The organism is Coleofasciculus sp. A1-SPW-01 (assembly GCF_040217205.1).
Lineage (GTDB): Bacteria > Cyanobacteriota > Cyanobacteriia > Cyanobacteriales > Coleofasciculaceae > Coleofasciculus > Coleofasciculus chthonoplastes_A.
Window position 1 is genome coordinate 1 of sequence record NZ_JAVJNP010000214.1, and the last position, 5,503, is coordinate 5,503.

5 protein-coding genes are annotated in these 5,503 nt (G+C 47.6%); 2 read left to right on the forward strand and 3 right to left on the reverse strand.

Going from position 1 to position 5,503, the window contains the following annotated elements; all coding sequences use genetic code 11:
- Positions 1 to 339 precede the first annotated feature (339 nt).
- Positions 340 to 1,416: a tetratricopeptide repeat protein gene (locus RH949_RS31255; protein ID WP_446358686.1), complete on the reverse strand. Its 1,077-nt coding sequence runs from the start codon at positions 1,414 to 1,416 to the stop codon at positions 340 to 342.
- A gap of 45 nt (positions 1,417 to 1,461) precedes the next feature.
- Positions 1,462 to 2,121 carry an RNA polymerase sigma factor gene (locus RH949_RS31260; RefSeq protein WP_446358688.1) on the reverse strand — a complete coding sequence of 220 codons (660 nt, stop codon included), beginning with the start codon at positions 2,119 to 2,121 and terminating at the stop codon, positions 1,462 to 1,464.
- A gap of 289 nt (positions 2,122 to 2,410) precedes the next feature.
- On the opposite strand from RH949_RS31260, the gene RH949_RS31265 reads away from it, so the two are divergent.
- Both RH949_RS31265 and RH949_RS31270 read left to right on the forward strand, forming a co-directional pair.
- Positions 2,411 to 3,007 carry a glyoxalase-like domain protein gene (locus RH949_RS31265; RefSeq protein ID WP_446348101.1) on the forward strand — a complete coding sequence of 199 codons (597 nt, stop codon included), beginning with the start codon at positions 2,411 to 2,413 and terminating at the stop codon, positions 3,005 to 3,007.
- A gap of 822 nt (positions 3,008 to 3,829) precedes the next feature.
- Positions 3,830 to 4,639 (forward strand): SDR family NAD(P)-dependent oxidoreductase, encoded by an 810-nt coding sequence (locus tag RH949_RS31270; RefSeq protein ID WP_044210747.1) that lies wholly within the window; start codon positions 3,830 to 3,832, stop codon positions 4,637 to 4,639.
- 61 nt (positions 4,640 to 4,700) lie between these two features.
- On the opposite strand, the gene lexA is transcribed toward RH949_RS31270, so the two are convergent.
- Positions 4,701 to 5,306, reverse strand: a complete 606-nt coding sequence (gene lexA, locus RH949_RS31275) for a transcriptional repressor LexA (protein ID WP_006105613.1) — start codon at positions 5,304 to 5,306, stop codon at positions 4,701 to 4,703.
- Positions 5,307 to 5,503 lie beyond the last annotated feature (197 nt).

The following is a 5,503-nucleotide window of genomic DNA, read 5'->3' on the forward strand; positions in this document are numbered from 1 at the left end:
GGAAACCCTGATCCATCAATACTTTGAGGCGTATGGACAGTGGATAAAGTGCCAGGAAATGGGGTAGCATCCTTCCTAAGTATGGCATCACCTTGCTCAGGGAAAATGTACCCTTGCTCCCCCAGCTCCCCCAGCTTCCCCTGCTCCCCCTCACCTCACCACTTATTCAGCAAGCCCTATTGTAGATGCCCAATACCAATCTTGTTGCTCGGCGTTAAGGAAGATATAGCGCTACGCGCTAGGCTTTCTTGCAATAGGCAACACCTCGGACTTCGGCGTGAGGCTTCGACGGTGAGCGCGGCAACTTGTCCTAACCTTAATGCGTAGTGCTATAGAAGTTCAATCCCCTCTGTCATAAAGGATTTGGGCTAACTGATTCCGTAATAAGGCTTCTTGCTGAGTTTCGCCGATCGCATTAGCGAGAGCGATCGCTTGTTCGTAAAATTGCTTCGCTTTCACTACATTGCCTCTGGCGAGGTAAAATTCGGCAAATAACCGTAGTGTAACGAGTTCTCTGCTTAAGCTTTCCTGTTCTTGGGCTAAGGCGAGATGCTGATTCAGGTATCGAATCGCTAGCAAATCTGGACCAATGATGCTATAGGATTTCGCCAATCCCCGCAGGGCGCGAAACTGATTGGGAATATCCTGGCTATCTTGTGCCAGTTGTAAGGTATAGCGATAGGAGCCAATTGCATCTTTATAGGAGGCGATCGCGAAATAGGCATCGCCTAAATTATTACGGGTATTTGCTTCTCCCAAGGGATCGCCTAATCTCCGCCGCAAGGTTATCGCCGCTTTATACTGTTTAATCGCCTCTAAATAATCACCCGCACGAGCCGCGACTAAACCCAGGTTGCTCAAACTAAGTCCTTCCCCTTCGCGATCGCCCACTGTGCGAGCAATGGTTAGGGCTTCAGTAAAGCTTTCTTGAGCGGCGTCGAGATCGTTTGATTGCAGCAGCACCGTACCGACGTTATTCAAGGCATAAATTTGTCCCTGAAAATCTTGGAGGAAACGAGCCACCCCTAACCGACGGCGCAGAGACTCTTCAGCTTGGGGAAAGCGTCCCAAATCAGCGTAAGCGAGACCGATATAATTGTAAGCTAAGCCCTGTCCTTCAAAATCGCCAATTTTCTGATAAAGATCCAGCGCCTGTTGCCAATAGGCGATCGCTTTTTGCAAATTTGCTTGGCGTTTTGCCTCTCCTCCTAACCGCAGGAGTACATCCGCCTCATTTCTAGCTTCCCTTTGAAGGCTCCTATTCAAGGGAATAGTCAATTGCTCTTGTAAGTCAAAACCCATGTCATTGGAGACGGTTTGACTTTGAGCCGGGTTACTCGCCAGCAGTACCGCCCCAGAAATCAGAGCCATCGCTGTGCGACGAATCACCTTCACCGAGAGATATCCTCTGTTCATGATCGGGAGATTTTTTAATCGGGATCAGAAATTTCTATCCTTAGTTTATACGGCGACAGCATTGAATTCGGACTTGCCCTCGGCATTATCCGTTGCTTTCTGTAAGTAAATCTCGCGAATATCATCGGGTAAGTTTGCCTCTAATCGCTGATACCCTTGCTGGAGTTGATTTCTGACTTGAGCGGGTGCGATCGCTTCGCCTTCCGCTTGTAAATAAGCGGCGATGCGGGTTTCACTCCACTTAAAGGTTAACGCCATGATGATGATTAACCGCATGAGCGCAGGTAACTGCTCTAATGCCGCCTCCAGGTAACACCATAATGGCGGTGGTGCGGCTTGCAGGGTATAGTGAATAGACTCCACTGGGGGTAACTCCGCTTGATTGATGCAGACGGCTGTCATGTTAATCAGCCAGCTTTGGAAGGTATTAGACTCACTCGCCGCCTCTTTGATAAAGTCCATTCCCCGCAATTCATAGAAAATATGACGCCAAGTCAGGGCAAAGAGGTAGTCAGCTTGCACAGGCGATCGCGCCGAATGACGAATTAAGGTATAGACAATCGGACTATAGCGGCAAAAAATCGCCGTGAAATACTTTCCCTGTTCCGGATAGCGCTGAAACAGAGTCACCAGTTCGCGATCGCTGTAGTGAAACAGGGATTTGACTAGCGGATGGTTGGATTCAGAAAAATGTGGAATATGCACAGTCTTTACGTTCTAGCTAGAATTCCGAATGCGCGGCGTTAACTCTCCAGTAGATGCCTCCCTTATGCAGGTGTTATCCCTTTTGTCAAGGATTTAACAGTGAGTTGCTGACGCCTATCATACTTAGCGTGTAAGTTGTACCTACCAGAGCATTAGCATAGCTCGTTGAGCTTAGCTAAAATTAGTAACATCTAGTAACATCTATAGGACATCAGATGGTATTCATCATAAACCTGTAACAGGAAAACCGATTCGTCAAACTTAAATCAACTCAACATAGCTTGTCAGAATGATTCTATCAGTTGATATTATTGCCTTTCGACTACCGCTCCTGCCTTTGGGTGCTTTTTTACCGTCTCTGCCATTAGATAGCCTTTTTTCCACCCAAGGCATTATGGTTATGCTCTTGGCAGCTTACGCGGTGGCGATGTGGATGTTTCTCACCAGTGCGCCAAAAGTACATACCATTATGGTGTCTGATTTGGAGGTGGCACGGCAGTTTTACGAAGGCTTGCTGGAATTGTCCGCAGCGGAAGTTCCTCTACATTACTACTACAACTATGAGCAAACCCTAGGTGCAACTGGGATCGATCCCCTCTATCTATCCACCAATACCGGAACCACGAGTGCGACTCAACTCCAAGGAACCGAGGGACTTTGGTATCAGCTTAAAAAAAATACCCAACTCCATGTCATTTCCGGTGCCAGCTATGGGAATAAAAATCGACACCGCCATGTCTGCTTTGATCATGATTGCTTAGAACAAGTGTTGATGCGGGTACAAATGCGACGCCTCAAGTATAAGGTTCGCGCTCAAAAACCGTTGAATTTTTTAGTCAAGGATTTAGAGGGGCGCGTTATTGAAATGGCAGAAGTCTCGAATTAAGGCATGAGGATTATCGCTTAAGCGGTGAAGCAATGAAATGGTTTTCATCAAATCCGTGACGATTAGTTTTACTATCGTCACTTTTTTTATAGTTGGCATCTCTAGGATATCGGTCAAGAAACCGGGTTTCTTTGGGTGAAGACGAGAAACCCAGTTTATCATAAGGTACTTGTTGTTACAATTCTTGTTAAGAAGCGACATCGCGAAGGGTTAAGCCAGCTACAGGTCAATCTGGACAAGGCTTTCACAGTTTGTGAACAAATGTTACAAGGAATTTATTAAAAAATATTGCCATTGTCTTGAAAGAATTGCTAATGTATGCGTAATGAGTCGCTTCTAATAGAAGCTCATCTAGTCTATAGGAGGCTAATTGTATAAGCACTGCGTTTATCTTGACGGTCAGGTGGTTGGCTGATTTAGCGAATTACCAACCAGATATGTATCGGGACACTCGATCAACAACTCACGCTTCCACATTCACCGAGTTCCACTGGAGACATATCATGATCATGATTCACTCTTTGCAGTTACCGCATGACTGGAGATCATGTTCGACTCACGGGTCAGCTTTTCATAGAACCCGTTAATTTCAAAGATTTGATTACTGTTTCACCACCCGATCACTCGCCAATTCACTTAAAAAATGGCGAAGCGTGAAACAAGTCCTACTCTTCAAAGTTTTAGTGCAACGACAGAGATAATCCGAAATTTTGATTACTTATGTCTCACTTCATGCTGAGGCGGTTAGGAGGAGTTATATACCCCTGAGCATGAATAATCGGAAAAAACCGAGTGAGACTCAACAAGAGTGAGGTTTTTGCCATGAATATTCAAGGAAAGACTGCTTTGGTTACCGGAGCATCGCGGGGAATTGGTCGCGCGATCGCCCTCGAACTTGCCAAACAAGGTGTTAAGCGCCTAGTCTTAGTCGCACGCGATCGCCAACGTTTAGCAGCCGTGGCGACGGAAATTGAAAATTTAGGAGTCGAAGTCGCTATTTTGGCGTTAGATTTAACCCAACTGGTAGACGTCAATGTGGCAATTGCTCGCGCTTGGCGTACCTATGGACCTGTTCACATCTTGGTTAACTGTGCAGGCGTTGCCCATCAAACTCCCTTTTTGAACGCGAAACTGCCGAAGATGCAGGAGGAGCTGGCAATTAACTTGATGGGACTATACACGATTACCCGTCTGCTTGCCAAACGAATGGCAGCTCAACGCCAAGGGATCATTATTAACGTCTCCAGTTTAATGGGCAAAGTCGCCGCGCCGACGATGGCGACGTATTCCGCCACCAAGTTTGCGATTTTAGGCTTCACCCAAGCCTTGCGGGGCGAACTAGCACCCTATAATATCCGGGTGATTGCCTTGCTCCCCTCCCTCACGGATACTGATATGGTGCGGGGTTTACAGCTATTTCGCTGGGTTATGCCCATGACACCTGAGCAAGTCGCCAAAGCCCTAGTCACGGGACTGCAAAAGGATTCACCGGAAATCCTGGTGGGATGGCAAAGTCATTTAGCCGTCTGGTGCAGTCGGATTGCGCCGTGGCTGATGGAGAAGGTATTAAAAATGGCAGCGCCTCTCTCCCGCACGGGTGCATTACCCCCTGTGGTTCCCAGTCATCATTGAGCCGAATTGGACAATTGTGGATAAGGCTTGGCAACCTAATAGGGGCTTGGCAACCAAGCCCCTACTCAAAACTACGCCAGACGCCGACTAATACACCCTGTACCTCTACCTTTTCTGTTTCCACTTCTATGGGCGGATAATTAGAATTAGCAGGTTGCAGGGTGATCCTATCCTCTTGCCGATAAAAATGTTTTAATGTTGTACCGTATCCTTCGACTCTAGCGGCGACAATCTGACCATTTTTCAGTTGATCGGGTTCAGGAACAGGCTGCATAATCACCAAATCACCTTCTCGAATTAAGGCTTCAATCATGCTATCCCCTGTAACCCGGAGGGCAAAGTTACCGGGTTGGGTGAATAAACCGGATAAATCAATCCGATCCATCCCATCGGTAAAGGGTTCCACCATCCCCCCCGCCGCGATCGCACCCAGAACAGGTACTCCTGATGCCGTACTGCTGAGAATCCGAATCGTCCGGGCTTTGCCTTCTGTCCAATCGATATATCCTTTATTGCGTAAATGTTCGAGCCGACTCTGAATCGGTGCAGGCGATCGCAGGTTCATCGCCCGCATCATTTGCCGGATTGAGGGCGCGTGTTGGGCGGTTTGAATATAGTCAACCAGCCAATTATAGAGTTCTTTCTGGGCTTGGGTGAGGGGTTCCATAATCCTACAAATTACACTAGAGTTTGACGGTACAGGTCGCGGGTGCAGATGGCTTAACCATCGTTTTACCTCGTGGGACTCCGACCTCAACGAAGTAGGTCGGAGGGGGATAGAGGTCAAACCACGCCCTTCGACTTCGCTCAGGGCAAGGTTTGACAACCCAACTGTTGATACCAGTCCGGTATTTCGTTGCAACA